The 18,536-nt window shown below is 40.0% G+C and carries 18 protein-coding genes; 2 read left to right on the top strand and 16 right to left on the bottom strand.

Annotated features, from left to right (window positions below):
* Together gpsB and ACT170_RS06590 are read right to left on the bottom strand one after the other, a co-directional pair.
* Positions 1-333 (bottom strand): cell division regulator GpsB, encoded by a 333-nt coding sequence (gene gpsB / locus ACT170_RS06595; RefSeq protein ID WP_037598953.1) that lies wholly within the window; start codon positions 331-333, stop codon positions 1-3.
* Between the two features lie 108 nt (positions 334-441).
* Complete coding sequence (locus tag ACT170_RS06590; protein ID WP_002889858.1) at positions 442-957, bottom strand: DUF1273 domain-containing protein; 516 nt, start codon at positions 955-957, stop codon at positions 442-444.
* A gap of 76 nt (positions 958-1,033) precedes the next feature.
* Here ACT170_RS06590 and recU point away from each other — a divergent pair, with 76 nt between their 5' ends.
* The gene (gene recU, locus ACT170_RS06585; protein WP_175061017.1) at positions 1,034-1,630 is read left to right on the top strand and encodes a Holliday junction resolvase RecU; all 597 of its coding nucleotides are present in this window, start codon (positions 1,034-1,036) and stop codon (positions 1,628-1,630) included.
* A complete protein-coding gene (gene pbp1a, locus ACT170_RS06580; RefSeq protein WP_444818144.1) occupies positions 1,630-3,921 on the top strand; it encodes a penicillin-binding protein PBP1A in 2,292 nt (763 codons plus the stop codon). The genes recU and pbp1a overlap by 1 nt, the downstream gene beginning before the upstream one ends.
* A 105-nt stretch (positions 3,922-4,026) precedes the next feature.
* Here the strand turns inward: pbp1a and pepC are convergent, their stop codons facing one another.
* The 14 genes from pepC to leuS all read right to left on the bottom strand — a co-directional run bounded on the left by pepC (position 4,027) and on the right by leuS (position 18,498).
* Complete coding sequence (gene pepC, locus ACT170_RS06575; protein ID WP_049527400.1) at positions 4,027-5,364, bottom strand: aminopeptidase C; 1,338 nt, start codon at positions 5,362-5,364, stop codon at positions 4,027-4,029.
* 101 nt (positions 5,365-5,465) lie between these two features.
* On the bottom strand, positions 5,466-5,909 hold the full coding sequence (locus ACT170_RS06570; protein ID WP_002883593.1) for a DUF805 domain-containing protein: 444 nt from the start codon (positions 5,907-5,909) through the stop codon (positions 5,466-5,468).
* A 15-nt stretch (positions 5,910-5,924) separates the two neighbouring features.
* Complete coding sequence (gene nadE, locus ACT170_RS06565; protein WP_444818143.1) at positions 5,925-6,746, bottom strand: ammonia-dependent NAD(+) synthetase; 822 nt, start codon at positions 6,744-6,746, stop codon at positions 5,925-5,927.
* Positions 6,747-6,757: 11 nt separating this feature from the next.
* Positions 6,758-8,212: a nicotinate phosphoribosyltransferase gene (locus tag ACT170_RS06560; RefSeq protein WP_110980921.1), complete on the bottom strand. Its 1,455-nt coding sequence runs from the start codon at positions 8,210-8,212 to the stop codon at positions 6,758-6,760.
* Between the two features lie 183 nt (positions 8,213-8,395).
* Complete coding sequence (locus tag ACT170_RS06555; protein ID WP_444818142.1) at positions 8,396-9,697, bottom strand: ABC transporter permease; 1,302 nt, start codon at positions 9,695-9,697, stop codon at positions 8,396-8,398.
* On the bottom strand, positions 9,666-10,349 hold the full coding sequence (locus tag ACT170_RS06550) for an ABC transporter ATP-binding protein (protein WP_164332153.1): 684 nt from the start codon (positions 10,347-10,349) through the stop codon (positions 9,666-9,668). Before ACT170_RS06550 ends, ACT170_RS06555 begins: the two co-directional genes overlap by 32 nt.
* Before the next feature lie 211 nt (positions 10,350-10,560).
* Positions 10,561-11,271: a MerR family transcriptional regulator gene (locus ACT170_RS06545; RefSeq protein WP_129852177.1), complete on the bottom strand. Its 711-nt coding sequence runs from the start codon at positions 11,269-11,271 to the stop codon at positions 10,561-10,563.
* A gap of 90 nt (positions 11,272-11,361) precedes the next feature.
* Entirely contained in the window at positions 11,362-11,787 is a 426-nt protein-coding gene (locus ACT170_RS06540) for a DUF3021 domain-containing protein (RefSeq protein ID WP_129852178.1), read from the bottom strand.
* 9 nt (positions 11,788-11,796) lie between these two features.
* Positions 11,797-12,252 (bottom strand): LytTR family DNA-binding domain-containing protein, encoded by a 456-nt coding sequence (locus ACT170_RS06535; RefSeq protein WP_037610678.1) that lies wholly within the window; start codon positions 12,250-12,252, stop codon positions 11,797-11,799.
* An 18-nt stretch (positions 12,253-12,270) separates the two neighbouring features.
* Positions 12,271-13,113 carry an ABC transporter permease gene (locus ACT170_RS06530; RefSeq protein WP_148512927.1) on the bottom strand — a complete coding sequence of 281 codons (843 nt, stop codon included), beginning with the start codon at positions 13,111-13,113 and terminating at the stop codon, positions 12,271-12,273.
* Complete coding sequence (locus ACT170_RS06525) at positions 13,113-13,979, bottom strand: ATP-binding cassette domain-containing protein (RefSeq protein WP_444818141.1); 867 nt, start codon at positions 13,977-13,979, stop codon at positions 13,113-13,115. The genes ACT170_RS06530 and ACT170_RS06525 overlap by 1 nt, the downstream gene beginning before the upstream one ends.
* Positions 13,903-15,219 carry an acyl-CoA thioesterase/BAAT N-terminal domain-containing protein gene (locus ACT170_RS06520; RefSeq protein WP_444818140.1) on the bottom strand — a complete coding sequence of 439 codons (1,317 nt, stop codon included), beginning with the start codon at positions 15,217-15,219 and terminating at the stop codon, positions 13,903-13,905. Before ACT170_RS06520 ends, ACT170_RS06525 begins: the two co-directional genes overlap by 77 nt.
* A 56-nt stretch (positions 15,220-15,275) precedes the next feature.
* Positions 15,276-15,731, bottom strand: a complete 456-nt coding sequence (locus tag ACT170_RS06515; protein WP_371595856.1) for a MarR family winged helix-turn-helix transcriptional regulator — start codon at positions 15,729-15,731, stop codon at positions 15,276-15,278.
* 265 nt (positions 15,732-15,996) lie between these two features.
* The gene (gene leuS, locus ACT170_RS06510; RefSeq protein WP_048790390.1) at positions 15,997-18,498 is read right to left on the bottom strand and encodes a leucine--tRNA ligase; all 2,502 of its coding nucleotides are present in this window, start codon (positions 18,496-18,498) and stop codon (positions 15,997-15,999) included.
* Between the last annotated feature and the right edge of the window lie 38 nt (positions 18,499-18,536).

Here is an 18,536-nt window from a genome sequence, read left to right as displayed (position 1 = left end):
TTACTCGACGATTTGTTTTCCAAAGACCTCTTTCTCCAAACGACTGATACGTTTTAAGATATCATAGTTTGAAGCCGAAGCAACATTGGCATTCGCAGGTGATGGCTCACTTGTCGCACTCGCGTATGCTGGGCGACTAGCAGGAGCTGATGAAGTCTTAGCTTTCAATTTTGCATTTTCTTCTTGCAATTCCTTAACTAGAGCAATATAGACACCGTAATCTTTGATTACATCGTCTAGAAACTCATCAACTTCTTTTTTATCGTATCCACGCATGCTTGTTTTAAATTCTTGTTCGTAGATTTTCTTGGGCGTTAAATTAATCTTAGCCATTTTTATTCTCCAATACTTGTCTTATCTAACTTACTAATACTTTACTGTCTAATGTTTTTATGATACAGAAAAAAAGATAAAAATGCAAGTTTAAAATTCAATTATATCCTATTCCGACATGACTTCATTGAGGTCATCAAAAGTCAGTCTAGATACGGGATAACCCCTTGCTTCTAACATCATACCGTAAAAATATTTCAGATTTGTTTCATTTTCAGGTTCATAAAATAAATAAGCCTGATCTGTATTGTCAATGAGAAACTGATTAAATTGTTTAAACTGTGCTGGAGATTGGTAAGCGGGGAAGCTGTACTTGACAAAATCAACCTGCTTAAAGGCTGCTAGTTTTGTTTGATTCGCTTCATTCCAATTCTGACCATGCGTTTCAAAAGGGAAGAGGGTCGCTAACTTCAAAGGATAGTCTTTTTGAAGTTCTTTGGCTACTTCTAGTGCCCAAAATTCAAAACCGAGGTTCCCAGTAAAAATCATCCAATCCACACCATCATCCAAGAAACGCTTCAAATCACGTTTGATTGCTTTCTTGATAATGGTTACTTTAGGGTCCTTGTCTTTAAAAATACCGAGTTCAAAGCTCTTATAGCCAGTTACCAGTAGTGATGTCATTTGTTGTTTTCCTCGTTCATTTTATGGTATAATGAAATAGTCTTTATGCATATCTTATAAAGAAGAAGGGAAAGAAATGGTAAACTATCCCCATCAGATATCTCGTAAGATAGCACAAGTACGTCCTAAAAGATCAAATAGAGTTGACTTTGCCAATCGGGGGATGAGCTTTGAATCTGCTATTAACGCGACTAATGATTACTATTTGTCGCGTGGTTTAGCCGTTATTCATAAAAAACCTACCCCTGTTCAAATTGTCAAAGTCGATTATCCCAAACGCTCACGAGCAAAGATTGTAGAAGCTTACTTTAGACAAGCTTCTACTACCGACTACTCCGGCGTTTACAAAGGATACTACATTGATTTTGAAGCCAAAGAGACACGACAAAAGACATCCATGCCTATGAAAAACTTTCATGCGCATCAAATTGAGCACATGTCTCAGGTCATCAGTCAAGATGGGATCTGCTTCGTGCTACTTCACTTCTCGACGCTTAAGGAAACCTACCTTCTGCCTGCCAAAGACTTAATCGCTTTTTATCAGATTGATAAAGGGACGAAATCAATGCCTCTTGATTATATCAAAAAAAGAGGCTATGCAATTGCAGAAGCAGCTTATCCTCAAGTTCCTTACTTAGAAATCATTGAAAAATTATTAGGTGGTAACACATAATGGCTAAATTTAATTTCAGCAACTTTAAAGAATCACTTAACGGTTTGACTAAACGTGCTAAAAACATCAAGGTCAAGCGTTCAGATTCTTCTCGCTATGGCAAAGGAAAACGCTCTGCCGCTTCAGACCAAAGTTTGGGCTGGCGTATTGCAAAATACGGATTTATTGGACTTCTTACTTTCTTTGTAGTCTGTGTCATCGCTGGTGGTAGCCTCTTTGCCTACTATGTTAGCAGTGTTCCTAAACTTACCGAGAACAAACTGCAATCAACAAACTCAAGTAAGATTTACGACGCTAATGGTAGTCTTGTTGCCGACTTGGGAGCTGAGAAACGTGAGAGTGCATCAACAGATGAAATTCCAACAACTCTAGTTAATGCCATCACCTCTATCGAGGATAAACGTTTCTTCACTCACCGTGGAATTGACGTCTACCGTATCATGGGGGCAGCTATTAACAACCTTCGTCGTAGCAGCACCCAAGGGGGGTCTACGCTCGACCAACAGTTGATTAAGTTGGCTTACTTCTCAACTAACACTTCTGACCAAACCCTTAAACGTAAGTCACAAGAAATCTGGTTATCACTCCAAATGGAGCGTCAATTCACTAAACAAGAAATCTTGACCTTCTACATTAATAAGGTTTATATGGGTAATGGTTACTACGGTATGAAGACGGCAGCTAAATCTTACTTTGGTAAGGACTTGAGCGACCTCTCTGTTGCCCAAGCAGCTCTTCTTGCTGGTATTCCACAAGCACCAACACAATATGACCCTTATGCTAATCCAGATGCTGCCAAAGAACGTCGTAACACTGTTCTTGACGAAATGTATGAAGACAAGAATATTTCTAAAGAAGAGTACGAGCAAGCTAAAGCAACTGATGTATCAGATGGCCTTCTTCCACTTACGAAGAAAGCTAGCTATGAGCCATACTTAGATAACTACATCAAACAAGTTATTGAACAGGTATCTACCGATGCCAACGCTGATATTTACTCAGCAGGTCTCGACGTCTACACTAACCTTAATCCAGATATTCAAAAATATATCTGGAACGTCTATAATACTAACGACTACGTATACTATCCAAACGATAGTCTCCAAGTTGCTTCTACTATTATTGATGTTACTAATGGTCGTGTCGTTGCCCAATTGGGTTCACGTCACCAAGACGAAAACATTGCACTTGGTACCAACCAAGCTGTTCAAACAGACCGTGACTGGGGTTCTACAATGAAACCAATCACTGACTATGCTCCTGCTATTGAAAAAGGTGTTTATACAAACACTGGTACGACTGTTTACGATAATCCTTACAATTTCCCAGGTTCTTCAACACCAGTTTACAACTGGGACCGTAAGTATTACGGAAGCATTTCATTGACTTATGCACTTCAACAATCACGTAACGTAACAGCCGTTAAAGCTCTTCAAGCTGTTGGGTTGGACTATGCCCAGTCCTTCTTGAAGGATTTGGGTATTGAGTATCCAGAAATGTTCTACTCCAATGCCATCTCATCTTCAACATCATCATCAGATTCTAAGTATGGTGCATCAAGTGAGAAAATGGCCGCAGCTTATGCAGCCTTTGCAAATGGTGGTACTTACTATAAACCATCTTACATTAAATCAATCAAGTTTGAAGATGGTTCAACTAAATCATTTGATTCTAAAGGTGTCGAAGCCATGTCACCACAAACAGCCTACATGATGTCAAGTATGTTGAAACAAGTATTGACAGGTGGTACAGCAACTGAAGCTTATGTTCCTGGTACAATCAATGCTGGTAAGACTGGTACATCTAACTACGATGACGATGAGTACTATAAAGTACAAAAAGAAAGTGGTGTCTATGCTGACCTTATGGTTCCGGATGAAACTTTCGTTGGTTACAATACTAAGTATGCAATGGCGATTTGGACAGGTTACAAAAACCGTAAAACACCAGTTTATGGTTCAGACCTTGATATCGCTAAACAAATCTACGGTGTAACAAGTAGCTACCTTAACCAGATGTATGGTGCGGGTTCTGAAGATTTCGATATGCCTAGCGGTGTTTATAATAATGGTAGCTATGTCTTCCTTACTGGTTCTTCAACATCAAATGTTTACACAGGATCACTTGGAACATCTAGCTCGTCATCAAGCTTAGACTCAAGCCAAAGCAGTGACTCATCAAGTTCACAAGATAGTCAACAGTACGGCCCTGATGCTTCAACAAATCCATCGACATCGGCCTCTAACGGTTCTGAACATTCAAATTCAAACACTGCTACAGCAGAAGAATAAGAAATAAGAAGGGTTATCCGAATGGATAACTCTTTTTTTACCGATAAAATTTAAAGAAGCTATATAAAACCACTAGCATCATTTCCAGTGGTTTTATATATTGTCTTATTTTGAAGCAAGGGCTCCCATTGGGTCCCAAGGAGCAAGTACTTGTGGCTCTGCTTCATAGGCTGCTAATTCTTCAGCTGTAAGGAAGTCTTTGCGAACAACGATTTGATAAGTGTATTCATCCATCCAGGCATCGGAAGCGACAAAGTAACCTTTTTGTCCGACCTTGTCTCCCCAAGAGTTTTCAACCTTCCATTTAATAGGTTTACCATCAGCATCCAAATCAACCCCAGTCAATACCATGGCATGAGTCATGAGAGATTCATTGTAGTCTAAACGTCCTGCCTTGTCTTGAGTCAAGTTAATATCCATGCTAGCTGTAAAGTCATAAACATTAGTTGCAAGAATACCTTTTTGACGGTCTGAAACTTGACCAACATCTGAACCAAACCAAACAGTCTCTCCAGCCTTCATCTGTGCAATGGCAAGCTCTTTGAAACGATCCATTGGGAGGTTAATATAACGAACACTTGGTGCACCCACAACATTACCCAACATCTCAACAGTATAAGATTTCCCGAAAGGTTTATCAGCTGTTGGAGCGTTGATGACTGACACATAGTCGCTGAGTTTTAGACCCACATATTTTTCAAAGAAAGCTTGTGGTGTGATATTTTTCTCAGATTGATAGTTGTCATCTTTATCTCGGTAGGCAAAATCAAACTGACGTGGTGGTAAACCAAGAGTCATGGCAAGATAATTGAAAATTTCTTGAAGAAGCTCTTCCTTCTTAGCTTGAACAGCAGCTTGATCAGCACCACCAGCAATCAAATCACGCAAGATTTGAGCATCTTGACGAAGAAGCTTATTGAGGTATTGATTAAGCTCACGACTATTGCTTGAAGCTACAGATTCTGGATAAACTGATTTTGGCACAACACCATATTTTTCAAAAAGTGATACGACCATATCCCATTGTCCACCATCTTGTTGTGGGGTATCCAAAAGGAATTTAACCTTACGACTGCCAATCTCTTGATCTGCTGTAGCAATGATTTGTTCCAAGAACCAGTTCGATTTTTCATATTTGTCCCAGAAGAAGGTGTGGGCTTGAGAAAGCTCGAAACTTTCCAATTTAAAGTCTGAGATTAATTTATGACGGAAAGTATTTAGTGCCGCAAACATCCAGCAACGTCCTGAAGCCTTTTGGTTAGACACCTCATCTTTAGTCAAATCGATTGAGAAAACATGGTCATTCTCAACTTCTGATTGACGTGTTTCGATGGATTTGAGCAAGCCATTGTGAGTTACAGCATTTTCGATAGCACTGTATTTGGCATTGGCCTCATAGTCTGCAAATAGTTTATCTGTGAAATCTGTTGATAGTGAAGTCATAAGATTCCTCCTTTTAAGCCTTATTCTTCTCTATTTTATCACTAATTTCTGAAAATTCAATTTAAAAATAACCCTAGGTAAAACCTAGGGTTATGACAATCTTATTCCACTTTATCAAACTGCGTTTCAGGTGATGGTTTCGTTGGCTGACACGACATGATAAGGAGGACAATGCTTCCAATCAATGAGAAGATAGCCAAGATTGGTACAAGCCCTATATAACTTAGAAGTACCCAAGCCGGATGAAATCCTGCATCTCTCAAACGACGTATTTGTAGAGACAATTGAGGGATAAGTTCAATTAAGCTAAAAAGCATTAGTGGCCAAGCGTAGGTGATAATTATTTTTTGCAGTTCAGTCGGATTATTCAACAAAGCTGGGTCACTAAAATCAACATTACTGAAGAAAGGAATAAGAACACAAAAAACAGTAAGAATAGTAATAATAATGACATTAACCAAGTAAGCCCACCAGTATTCTGGACGAGTCGAACGGCCGCTAAAGTCAAAGGCACGCTTCCAAAAATCAATATAAGCTTTAATCATAATTCATTTCTCCTCTTATTTCCAAAAATCATCAAAAATGGTGATTGGCAAGTGACGTTTGTGTTGACCTTTACGCCACCAAGACTCAATCGTTTCCTGAGCTTTGGCTGAGACTTCCTTACCTTCAAGGTAGTCATCAATTTCACGATAGGTCACTCCAAGTGCCACTTCATCAGCGATTCCTGGTTTGTCCTCTTCCAAGTCAGCTGTTGGCACTTTTTCATAAAGGGCCTTGTCCGCACCAAGTTCTGCAAGAAGGGCTGCACCTTGACGTTTGTTTAGACGAAAGAGTGGCAAAATATCCGCACCACCATCACCAAATTTTGTGAAGAAGCCTGTAAGATTTTCAGCGGCGTGGTCTGTCCCGATAACTGCCCCACTATTTTCACCAGCAACCGCATATTGGGTTATCATACGTTGGCGGGCCTTGATATTTCCCTTGTTGAAGTCGGAAACGGTGACACCTGCCTTGGCAAGTTCAGCAACCTGACCATCTACAGCTTCTTTGATATTAACAGCAAGACTCACATCTGGCTTGATAAAAGCAAGAGCATGTTGGGCATCATCTTCATCTGCTTGGACACCATATGGTAAACGAATGGCGATAAACTGATAGTCTTTTCCTGTCTCTGCACGGAGCTCTTCAATCGCAAGTTGTGCCAGACGACCAGCCAATGTAGAATCCTGACCTCCTGAAATCCCCAAAACATATGTTTTAAGGAATGGATGTTTGAGCATGTAGGCCTTCAAAAAATCAATGGATTTTCGAATTTCTTCCTTTGGATCAATGCTAGGTTTAACGCCTAGTTGAGCAATAATAGTTTCTTGCAAAGTCATAATTTCTCCTTTTACTCTGACAGGTCATGGGCTTTCTTACGGACATTATCAATCAAGGTCATCTTGTTATCCCAGACATCTTTAGCCAAGTCAACTGGATAATCTTGAGGGTTAAGCACGCGCTTATACTCATTCCAAAGTTCGTCCAATTCCTTAGTCGCATATGCCTTGATTTCATTAAGACTTGGTAAGTCATAGATCAGTTGACCCTTGTCGTAGATTGGAACCAAGAGTGGCACTGCATCAAAATCACGAACAGTCTTATTGATATAGGTATATGTTGGGTGGAACATATTAATTTCATCTAAAGCATTAACATCCGTATCTGCGAAAGTGATATAGTCACCTTCTGATTTGCCCTTAGCACGACTCGTAATACGCCAAACTTGCTTCTTACCTGGTGTCGAAACCTTCTCAGCATTATTGGACAATTTGATAGTATCATGCATGACTCCCTGATCATCCTCGATTGAAACAATCTTGTAGACAGCACCCAAGGCTGGTTGGTCATAGGCAGTGATAAGCTTAGTACCTACTCCCCAGACATCAATCTTGGCCTTTTGCATCTTCAAGTTGAGGATAGTATTTTCATCAAGGTCGTTTGAAGCGTAAATCTTGGCATCAGGGAAACCAGCTGCATCCAGTTGCTTACGGACCTGCTTCGATAGATAAGCCAAGTCACCTGAATCAAGACGAACACCCAAGAAATTAATCTTATCACCTAGCTCTTTAGCGACACGGATAGCATTCGGAACACCAATCTTAAGGGTGTCATAGGTATCTACAAGGAATACACAGTCCTTATGAGTAGATGCATAGGCTTTGAAGGCATCGTAATCATTGCCATAGGCCTGAACAAGGGCATGGGCATGTGTACCAGAAACTGGGATGCCAAAAATCTTACCGGCACGTACATTTGACGTTGCGTCAGCACCACCAATCACGGCTGCACGTGTTCCCCAGATTGCTGCATCCATCTCTTGTGCACGACGTGTCCCAAATTCCAACAGAGGAGCATCCTCAATGACAGAACGAATACGAGCTGCCTTGGTAGCAATAAGAATCTGATAATTGAGGATATTTAGCAAGGCAGTCTCTACAAGCTGACACTGAGCCAAGGGACCTTCCACTTGGAAAATCGGTTCATTAGCAAATACCAAATCACCCTCAAGTGCTGAATTGATAGTCAACTCGAGTTTTAGGTTGGCTAGATAATCCAGAAAATCCTCAGGATAACCTAAATCTTTCAGATAAGCAATATCAGTTTCTGAGAAAGTCAGATTTTCAAGATAGTTGACAATACGCTCCAGACCTGCGAACACAGCAAAGCCATTTTTAAACGGAAGTTGACGGAAATAAACTTCGAAAACGGCCTTTTTATTGTGAATACCTTGGTTGAAGTAAACTTGCATCATATTGATTTGATACAAGTCAGTGTGCAAGGTTAAACTATCATCTTTATACATGGAACTCCTCCAATCGAATAGGTACTTCTTTTTTGTTATTAATAGCCTGTATATGCTGACTATTATAGCATTTTTGAGCAATTGTCTCCACTTTTCAGAAAGTTAATTATTGTTTGGATTTTCAGATTTTTCTAATGCTTGTTTTGACAAAAAAGAGTAGCCTGAGAAGACTACTCTTTATTTCTATTCATATCTTAGGGACTCGACAGGGTCCATTTTACTGATTTTACGGGCTGGAAGGTAGGCTGACACATAGCCCATCAAGAGTGAGAAGCCAAACATGATGATAATTGATGTCAGATTTAGGTCAAACACCTTGCTGACACTTGGGTAGAGATGTGAAACAATCATGTTGGCCAAGCTTCCAATGCCCTGCGATACAAGGAGGGCAAGGGCTAGTGAGATACCCGTAATCCAGAGGGCCTCATAAACAAAGATAGCTTTCACGTCACGATTAAGATAACCGACAGCCTTCATAACACCAATCTCTTTTGAGCGTTGCATGATGTTAATATAGATGATAATTCCAATCATGACAGCTGAAACTAGGATAGCTTGTGACGAAAGGATAATCAAGAGGGCCTGAATCACACGAATGAATTTAATAATAACATCTAGGATGGCCTGCTGTGAAAGAACTAGATACTTCTTGTTTTTCTGCAATTTTTTAGTGACTTCCTTAGTCTTGGCTGGATCCTTGAGCTCCAAAAGCATGTAAGAGACTGTTTTGGTAAAGCCATTTTCTTTGAGCAATTCTTCCAATTGTTTAGCTGGCAGATAGCTATTGCTCTCTTCAGCATCCTCGCTGTCATCAACAATACGGACAATCTTAGTCTTGATATCAGCTACTTTAGTTCCCTCAGAAGTATTTTCAACAATCTGAGCTGAAATTTCTTTACCGATAAAGTCTTTAGCCTTGAGCTTCTTCCCTGTTTCTTGGTTGTAGCGTTTGACAAAACTCATCGGAAGGGTTAAGCCCTTTTCATCTTCAGATTTAAAAGGCTTCCCAGCTGAAATTTTATCCTTATCATTGCGAGATGTAGAGATTTTTGTGTTCTTGTAGAGACTAATAACCTGAGAATAGTTAGGAAGGTCCTTGCTAAAATCCATGGTCTTGCCATCAAGGGTAAGACTTGCCATGTTCATTCCAAAGGGACTCTCCAAATACTTAATGTCATCACTCTTAATCTGGCTACGAATAAACTTCTCGTCATCCGCATTTAGAACCCCTCTGGCTGCTGATTTAGCACTAAGACTGATCTGAATTTGGGATGGAATATTGCCACCATCGGTACTATCATTAATCATACCAACAATAGCATTTCCCAAACCAAAGGAAATCAAGACACCGATAAAACCAATGGACGTTGCCGTCGCAATCAAAAGATTACGCCACTTGCGTTCCATAAAGTTGTTCAATGACAATTTGAGTTTATTCTTGAGGGTCAACCCCTTATTTTTCGATTGTTTCAACGACTTCACCATCCTTCATTTTAATGACAACATCCGCATAATCCGCCACTTCAGGGTTATGGGTTACGATAATCACAGTTTTACCTGCCTCGGCTAGCTCTTTAAAAATTTCGAGAACATTTTCCTGAGACTGAGAATCAAGAGAACCTGTCGGTTCATCAGCCACAATCATTTCTGGATTGTTGACCAGGGCACGAGCAATGGCTACACGTTGTTTTTGCCCACCAGAAAGCTGCTTAACATTTTTCTTGATAAAGTCTCCGATTCCAAGACGGGTAAGCTCCCTTTCCGCAATTTCGGCCATCTCTTTATCAGTCATATTTTTAACGTAAAGAGGCATCTTGACATTTTCAAGGACTGATTGATGAGGGATCAGATTGAAATTTTGAAAGACAAAGCCAATGTGTGCCTTTCTAAAATAGGTCAAATCACGCTCTGAAAAATCACGCATGTTCTGATTCTTGAAATAAAGATTTCCCTGATACTGACTATCCAGGCCACTAATAATACTAAGCAGACTGGTCTTACCACAGCCAGATGGACCGTAGATAGCTGTGATCTTTCCTGGTGCAATCTCAAGTGTAACATCGTTCAAAGCGCGCTCTTGGTTCGTACCGTCGAGATTATAGTACTTTGAGATGTGGTCGATGGTTAAAATGGACATGATTTCCTCCATGAATTTGATTTAGATTAGAATTCAATTAACTTTCCTCTGATTACCTGCAAGAAAATTTCAAGCAAATCAGCAGAAACCGTTAACTCGTCGCCTTCTAAAACGATACATTAATTATAAACATTAAGAGATTATAAAAATAGTGACATAAATGTCACTATGACACGAGAAAAGCCAAAGTCTTATAGACTTTGGCCTTAGTTTATTGACAATAAATACGAATAGCTTCTGCGAGAAAGGCGGCAGTACCTGCTCCTCCGACTTTATCGATAAAACTAGAAAAGCGATTATCTGTTTGGTACATCTGACCTAGGCCAGCTAATACCGTTTGGTCACATGGATAAAAATGCTGACTAATATAGTCTTGTAATACCTTTACTTGCTCCTGAACACTATTGTCACCAGGATTATACTCCTTGAGCTGTCCAAAGATAGACATGATTGCGGCCATATCTTTGGTAACTTCAGGGAAGGATTCCTCTCCCTTAGCCGCAAAAACTTGATAAGCTTCTGTCTGACCCCATCTTGCCTGAGCTTCTTCCTGAAATGCTTCCACAGCTTTTTGATCAAATGCTTCAAATGACATTTCTTCTTCCTCCATTTGTAAGGCCTTGGCATGGGCTATGACGGCTTCCAAACGGGACTTCTTCAATTCTAAAAGTTTGATTTGGTCCCTCAGAGCTTGGGCTTTGTCATAACCTGGTTGACCTACGATTTCCTTAATTTTTTTGAGAGGAAAGTCTAACTCACGGTAAAGCAATATTTCTTGCAAACGGACAACCGCATCGCGATTATAGTAACGGTAACCATTTTCAGCCACAACTGACGGTTTCAGTAAATCAATTTCGTCATAATAATGAAGGGTGCGCACACTGACACCTGATAGTTGGCTCACTTCTTTTACAGATTTCATTAGAACTCCTCTCTGATTAAGAGTATAGGCTATGACGTGGCGTGAGGGTCAAGAGGAAAAAGAGGATTTTTTGAAGTTTACTATAATTTATTACTTTTCTTTCTTTTTCTGGCTTCGACGATGTAGTAAAGCTTGATTAATACGCTGCGTTCTCATATGCATTTGCCAAATGAGATATAGCCAGATAATACTATAAACGGAAATGAAAATAATCCAGATAGCAGGGTTCGTTAAAGCCTCACACCAACCTGATATCAGACAAGTCAGTGTAAGTACAATCGCCGTCAACAAGAAATGCAAGATTACTCTAAGCCTATACGACATACGGTCAAGCTCTTCCAAAATCCACGAGAGCATTCCCATTAAGCCACTCATCATAAAGAGGGCTAAAATATTTCCTACACTAACTTTGGGATAGATAAGCTGGGGAAATAATTGACCAAGTAAAAGGAGTGCAAGATAAAAGAACGATCCCGTTCTCACGCCGGATACAAAATAAGCAATTAAACGTTTCATTGGTTCCTCCTACACCCCTAAATAATCCATCAAAGATTTGACATATTTTCGGCTGACACTGGACTTTACTCCACCTGTCATTTTAGCCATCATATTGCCAGAAAAACTATCCGATAGTGATTCCAAATGATCTATATTCATAACAGCATGACGTGATATCTGTAAAAAACTTCGACGATTGATGCGATGCTGAAAGTTTGTCAGTGTCTCTCTCATCGTATAGGTATTGTTTACGGTATAAATCGTTAACACATTCTTCTCAATCTCAGCTAGAATAATGTCATCAATTTTTACCATAACCAAATGATCATCCGTTTTAATAGGAATCACCACTTGATTTACAACTGAAAATTGTTCGAGATAATCCATTACCTCTCGTGCTTGATCAGACAATCGCTCTGCTTGGATGACCACACAGGGATCCTTTACCGAAATATCTGATTTTTCTTCAAAACGAAGTTTCATTCCTATTCCAACTCTCACTTATTTTTTCTGGCTAGTTCTTTTCACTAAAACAATCCAAAGAATACTTGCTAGAAGAATACCTCCTAACACTATAAGGTAAGTATTTTCCTTTGTCAACAAACCTTGCCACTTGATCTGAACGCCCATTTTTTCTTGGAACTCTCGAAGAAGGTTATCTTGACCTTTAAAGGTCTCACTTAATGTTTCTTTCATGAGTACTTGCCGATAAAGTGATGCAATATAAGTTGCTGGAGTACATTTCATTAGTAGTTGTGCAAAATCAGGTAGAACGCCCAAAGGTACATAAGTTCCTACCAAAAAACCAGAAGCTGTACCCACTATGGTCGCAAACTTCCCCAAACTGTCTACAGATTGGAAAAAATAAACAAAAATGGCATTCACTAAACTAGAAAGCAGGCTACTAAGCAGCATGATGAGGAGCACCTCAGGTAATAGAGAAAGGGTTGGAACTTCTCTAAAATAGCCACACATCAGTACATACATAAGGACCTGCATGGCAAAAGAAATGATGATTGCACTCACTAGATACGAAAATGGTAACCGCCATTTCCCATGATTCGATAAATAAAGATCCTTATCTACTTGATGTTCACGGTCCTTTACCAACTGAGTTAGGGCAGCCAGACTCGTCGTAATCCCTGTCACAGCTAGCGTCCCACTCATCAACCAATTATTTAACAAAGGGCCACTATTGGGGAGCTGAGCCCAAGCATCTGTTAGATTTTTTTGAAGAAAAATAATATAGAGAATAAAGGAAATCAAGGCTCCCAACAAGGAGAAGAAAACTCCTGAACGATTCCTGAAGTACAATAAAAAATTTCGCTTTAGTAAGGCTAGCATTAGCGAACCTCCCTTCCTGTAAGTGCAATAAAGGCATCATCCATGGTCCCTGGACGAAACTCAAAATGGGCTATTCTATCTCTAACTTGTGCCAGGTAATCAATGGCTTCCCTTTCACTCTCAGGTTGAAAAACATACTCCAGTTGACTTTGTTGCTCTACTGACATTCCCGAAGTTTTAAGACTTTCTATCTGCTCTATCCCCTTGAAACGAATCTTCAAGATGTTTTTTGCATATTGGCTCTTAATATCTAATGCCGATCCCTGAGCAATCACTTTCCCATGGTCCACAATATAAATCTGATCAGCTTCATCTGCTTCGTCAAGATAATGCGTGGTCAGTACAACGGTCATTCCCTCTTCTCTCTGCAATTGATAGAGCAAATCCCAAATAGACTTCCGAGTTTGGATATCCAGACCTGTCGTTGGTTCATCTAAGAACAGAATATCTGGTTGTGAGAGCAGAGCACGTGCAATGTCAACCCGACGCTTTTGGCCACCTGAAAGCGTCCCATATTTCTGCTTTTGAAAAACTGATAGCCCTAGCCGACCAATGAGATCAGACACACGATTGGGTTTTAAGCCTTTATACTGTTTCGCACGAATAGTCAAATTTTCCCTAACCGTCAGCATCTCATCTAAAACACTAGTCTGGAAGACCACACCAATTTTAGTACCGGGTTCATAGATGATTTCACCTTGCGTTGGTTGTTTCAAACCAATCAACATGGAAATCGTCGTTGATTTCCCCGCCCCATTTGGTCCTAGAATCGCATTGAACGTTCCCTTTTCAAACTGTAAATGAATATCGTTTACGGCTAGATAATTTCCATATCGTTTGCTTATGTTTTTTGCTTGTAATATCATTTTTCTCTCCTTTTAACAGTATCAGTCTAGCAAAAAAATGAATCGTAGCCAACCAAGAATCCTTGCTCTCTTTCATCAGTAAACGCCAATCTTTTCGATAGCGATGATTGGGTTGATAAGCCACTGTCAACATGTGACCTGTTTCATGATATTTTTTAAATGTAATGTGGTGTCCTTTATAATGTGAGACAATATCATCAATTGCTGACGAGGCATCCCATATTTCATCAACAGTACTTCCGAGTAGTAAGATTGGTGAATACATTTGACCAATATCTATCCTAGCAGAGCAATCATTAGGGAAGGATTTTTTTAAAAGTTTGCTGAACAGATAATCTCTAAGTCGAAACTTTTGATAGGGAAGTTCTCTTTGCAAATACGTCCAAGAAGAAGTATGGGAGTTCCATTTCCCTTTTATCCCTTCATATACCACATCAGAGGGTGAATTTAGTACCAAACATTGAACGTCATTAAAAATGCTCTCCTCAGCTAAAACTAACTCTGCTCCCTTAGAACGTCCATAGAGTCCAATTTTTTCACTATCTAATCGAGGATGCTGACGTAGATAACCCTTTGCTTCCACAAGGCACTCTAAAGGAATACGTTCCAAATGTTTTGGCAACCCCTCTAAACCAAAGTAGGCAACTGCTAGGCAAATATAACCTCTAGAAGATAGAAGCTGAGCTATATTCTGTGCCTTTTCAATCCTTCCTTCACTACCGCTCACAATAATCAATGCTGGTGCTTTTATTGCCTTTTTATCATAAAAGAGTCTCCCTTGAAAATGTTTCCCGTAAATATCTTGATGACTAATTTGCGAACTCATGTAATGTCTTGTGAAAGTTCTCTCTGCGACGACAGTATTACCTTGTATAATTTTGATTTCCACAAAAAAGTGATCTAATAAGGGAATTTTAGAAAGAGAGTTTGGAAGTTTCTTTTTCCTATTGGTCAAAGGTTTGGCATTAAAGAATAACCCCATTGTTGCAATGTCTTCATAAGAGCCAGAACAAGATGGAGTTTGTGAAATATCAATAATACCATTCTTATCTGATACAAAAGTCGCTGCTGATTTCCATAAAACATCATGAGCTAAAAGCATGGGAGCATTGATACAATAATAATCGGATAAATACATTTCGACTCGATATATTTCTCTTGGTTTTAAGCCATCGATGACAATATTAAAAGATTCGTCTGCTAAATCAGACTCTGAGATCAGTTCAATTTTTATATTCATATCTTCCTCTTTTTGTTAATGTGATTAACAATATAGTTTTTAAATTACCGTGATTTTTACCACGGTAATTCTTGCCATACCTTTTCAACATCATCCATCAATTTCATAACCATTTGAAGGTCCTCATCACTATAGTTTTTTAAAACTGAAAAAATGGCTGTCTCAATATGTTCTTGTTGCTCTTTATGAATGTTAAAAACGTCAACCCCTTTTTTTGATAATATCAGATATTTATTTTTTTCATTATCCGGTGCAAATTCAAAAGAAACGAGGTCTTTCTTGGTTAAACGTCTAACACTCTGAGTAATAGCACTCCTAGACACTTCAAGTAACTCAGATAATTTCACTAGATTCACAGGCTGATTGCGACCTATTAGGTCAATCAAATGGACTTCATTAATAGTGATTGATTTATCAATACTATTCCTATGCTGATCCTTTTTCAACCGTTCAAAGGCTAAGGCAAAGCTGTTAAAACGATTATTAAACTTATGCAGTTCTTTCTTATTCATAGTTTCCTTCTTTTTGTTAATGATATTAACAAAATATCGTTTTCTTGTCAAGAAGAGTAAAAAATCCTCCAGAGCTTAGCTCTGAAGGATTCACTTTTATTTCACAACAATGTTAACAAGTTTATTAGGCTCAAACAGTTCGGGAAACTGTTTGAGGTTGAGCATGAACAAATAAATCGGTTATTTCACAACAATGTTGACAAGTTTGTTCGGCTTCAATAGTCCAGTGGACTGTTGAAGGTAGCAGATAAGGCTAATAAACTCGTTATTTAACGACAATATTAACGAGTTTATTAGGTACACTAATTACTTTCACAATTTCCTTGCCATCAATCTCTGCTTTGACTTTTTCGTTAGCAAGAGCGACTTCTTGCAACTCTTCACGTGAAAGGTCTTTAGCAACCATGAGTTTAGCACGGACTTTACCTTTGATTTGAACGACGATTTCGATTTCGTCTTCAACCAATTTGCTTTCATCCCATGTTGGCCAAGCTACATAAGAGATAGACTCACCGGTTGCTGCGACTGTTTGCCAGAGTTCTTCTGCCAAGTGAGGCGCAAATGGAGCAATCAATTGGATAAAGCCTTTGGCGTAATCCACATAGAGTTTATCTTCCTTGTTGGCAGCATTGACAAAGACCATGAGTTGGGCAATAGCTGTGTTGAATTTCATAGACTCGATTTGCTCAGTGACAGATTTAACGGTTTCGTTATAAACCTTGTCAAGAGCGCCATTGTTTTCCGCAACGATTTCTTTACTTGTAATCAAACGGTAAACACGGTCAAGGAATTTACGGCTTCCTTCCAATCCTTCTTCAGACCAAGCGATTGAAGCATCGAGTGGTCCCATGAACATTTCATAGACACGAAGGGTATCAGCACCGTATTGTTCCACCACATCGTCTGGGTTGACAACGTTCTTGAGGGATTTAGACATTTTGGCTGGTGCTTGCTCCAACTCTTCCCCTGTTTCCACATGGAAGAAGGAACCATCACGTTTTTCAACCTTGTCCGTTGCCACAAGAGCTCCACGGTGGTCACGGTAGCTAGTTCCCAAGATCATTCCTTGGTTGAAGAGTTTTTGGAATGGCTCTTTAGTCGGTACAACACCAAGGTCATAGAGGAATTTATGCCAGAAACGAGCGTAAAGCAAGTGAAGCACGGCGTGTTCTGCACCACCTACGTAGATATCTACTGGCAACCATTGTTTGAGGAGGTCCTCATCAGCCAATTTCTCTGTATTGTGTGGATCGATATAGCGGAGGTAGTACCAGCTTGAACCTGCCCATTGTGGCATAGTATTAGTCTCACGACGACCTTTGACACCATCCTCACGAGTCACTTCAAGCCAGTCTGTCAAGTTAGCCAATGGGCTTTCACCAGTACCTGAAGGGCGAATGTCCTTGGTTACTGGCAAGACAAGTGGGAGTTCACTTTCTGGAACAGCTGTTGAAGTACCATCTTCCCAATGAATAATTGGGATTGGTTCACCCCAGTAACGTTGACGGCTAAAGAGCCAGTCACGAAGACGGTAAGTGATTTTTTCTTGACCAAAGCCTTTTTCTTCCAACCAAGCCACGATTTTAGCAATCGCTTCTTCTTTGTTGAGACCGTTCAAGAAGTCAGAGTTGACGTGAAGGCCATCTTCTGTGTAAGCAGCCTCTTCAACGTTTCCACCTTCCAACACTTCTACGATTGGAAGGTCAAACTGTTTTGCAAATTCCCAGTCACGCTCATCGTGGGCAGGTACGGCCATAACAGCACCTGTTCCGTAGCTGGCAAGAACATAGTCCGCAATCCAGATTGGAATTTCTTTACCATTGACAGGGTTGACGGCATAAGCACCAGTCCAAACCCCTGTTTTTTCCTTAGCAAGGTCTGTACGAGCCAAGTCTGATTTAAGGCTGGCTTGGTGTTTGTAGTCAGCTACAGCCTCAGCTTGTTCAGGTGTTGTGATGGCATCTACTAGTTCATGCTCAGGAGCCAAAACAGTGAAGGTCGCACCAAAAAGAGTATCTGGACGTGTCGTAAAGACAGTGAATTCCTTGTCTGTTCCTTTTACTTTGAAAGTTACGTTAGCACCAGTTGATTTACCAATCCAGTTGCGTTGCATGTCCTTGATAGACTCTGGCCAGTCAAGGTCATCCAAGTCATTGAGCAAGCGCTCCGCATAGGCAGTGATTTTGAGCATCCATTGACGCATTGGTTTACGAACAACTGGATAGCCACCACGCTCAGATGTTCCATCTGGAAGAACTTCTTCGTTGGCGATAGCTGTTCCCAATTCTTCAACCCAGTTTACTGGCACTTCAGCTTCATAAGCCAAACCTTTTTCGTAAAGCTTAGTGAAGATCCATTGCGTCCACTTGTAGTAGTTTGGATCTGTAGTATTGACTTCACGGTCCCAGTCGTAAGAGAATCCAAGTGCATTGATTTGGCGTTTGAAGTTGGCAATGTTTTCTGCTGTGAATTCCGCTGGGTCATTACCAGTATCCATAGCGTATTGCTCTGCAGGCAAACCAAAGGCATCCCATCCCATTGGGTGAAGGACGTTGTAGCCTTGCGCACGTTTGAAACGGCTAAGGATATCTGTTGCCGTATAACCTTCTGGGTGTCCTACGTGAAGACCCGCTCCAGATGGGTAAGGGAACATGTCAAGCGCATAAAACTTAGGTTTTGAGGCATCTGTTCCTGTCTTAAAAGTGTGATTGTCAGCCCAGTATTTTTGCCACTTAGGCTCGATTTCTTTATGATTGTAAAAACTCATGGTTTCTCTCCAATATTCGTAATGCTTCTATTATAGCA

The organism is Streptococcus sp. cx1, from assembly GCF_052384325.1.
Classification (GTDB): Bacteria; Bacillota; Bacilli; order Lactobacillales; family Streptococcaceae; genus Streptococcus; species Streptococcus salivarius_G.
Note: the sequence above shows the minus strand (reverse complement) of the source record. Positions and strands in the feature narration are given on the sequence as shown.

What these genes read in the sequence shown, in the direction of transcription:
- ACT170_RS06530 (WP_148512927.1), bottom strand. Translation starts at nt 13,113, where the DNA reads ATGCTAGCCTTACTAAAGCGAAATTTTTTATTGTACTTCAGGAATCGT.
- ACT170_RS06550 (WP_164332153.1), bottom strand. Translation starts at nt 10,349, where the DNA reads ATGTCCATTTTAACCATCGACCACATCTCAAAGTACTATAATCTCGAC.
- nadE (WP_444818143.1), bottom strand. Translation starts at nt 6,746, where the DNA reads ATGACTTTGCAAGAAACTATTATTGCTCAACTAGGCGTTAAACCTAGC.
- ACT170_RS06590 (WP_002889858.1), bottom strand. Translation starts at nt 957, where the DNA reads ATGACATCACTACTGGTAACTGGCTATAAGAGCTTTGAACTCGGTATT.
- recU (WP_175061017.1), top strand. Translation starts at nt 1,034, where the DNA reads ATGGTAAACTATCCCCATCAGATATCTCGTAAGATAGCACAAGTACGT.
- ACT170_RS06540 (WP_129852178.1), bottom strand. Translation starts at nt 11,787, where the DNA reads ATGAAACGTTTAATTGCTTATTTTGTATCCGGCGTGAGAACGGGATCG.
- ACT170_RS06555 (WP_444818142.1), bottom strand. Translation starts at nt 9,697, where the DNA reads ATGGTGAAGTCGTTGAAACAATCGAAAAATAAGGGGTTGACCCTCAAG.
- ACT170_RS06570 (WP_002883593.1), bottom strand. Translation starts at nt 5,909, where the DNA reads ATGATTAAAGCTTATATTGATTTTTGGAAGCGTGCCTTTGACTTTAGC.
- ACT170_RS06515 (WP_371595856.1), bottom strand. Translation starts at nt 15,731, where the DNA reads ATGAATAAGAAAGAACTGCATAAGTTTAATAATCGTTTTAACAGCTTT.
- ACT170_RS06525 (WP_444818141.1), bottom strand. Translation starts at nt 13,979, where the DNA reads ATGATATTACAAGCAAAAAACATAAGCAAACGATATGGAAATTATCTA.
- ACT170_RS06520 (WP_444818140.1), bottom strand. Translation starts at nt 15,219, where the DNA reads ATGAATATAAAAATTGAACTGATCTCAGAGTCTGATTTAGCAGACGAA.
- pepC (WP_049527400.1), bottom strand. Translation starts at nt 5,364, where the DNA reads ATGACTTCACTATCAACAGATTTCACAGATAAACTATTTGCAGACTAT.
- ACT170_RS06535 (WP_037610678.1), bottom strand. Translation starts at nt 12,252, where the DNA reads ATGAAACTTCGTTTTGAAGAAAAATCAGATATTTCGGTAAAGGATCCC.
- leuS (WP_048790390.1), bottom strand. Translation starts at nt 18,498, where the DNA reads ATGAGTTTTTACAATCATAAAGAAATCGAGCCTAAGTGGCAAAAATAC.
- ACT170_RS06560 (WP_110980921.1), bottom strand. Translation starts at nt 8,212, where the DNA reads ATGTATAAAGATGATAGTTTAACCTTGCACACTGACTTGTATCAAATC.
- ACT170_RS06545 (WP_129852177.1), bottom strand. Translation starts at nt 11,271, where the DNA reads ATGAAATCTGTAAAAGAAGTGAGCCAACTATCAGGTGTCAGTGTGCGC.
- pbp1a (WP_444818144.1), top strand. Translation starts at nt 1,630, where the DNA reads ATGGCTAAATTTAATTTCAGCAACTTTAAAGAATCACTTAACGGTTTG.
- gpsB (WP_037598953.1), bottom strand. Translation starts at nt 333, where the DNA reads ATGGCTAAGATTAATTTAACGCCCAAGAAAATCTACGAACAAGAATTT.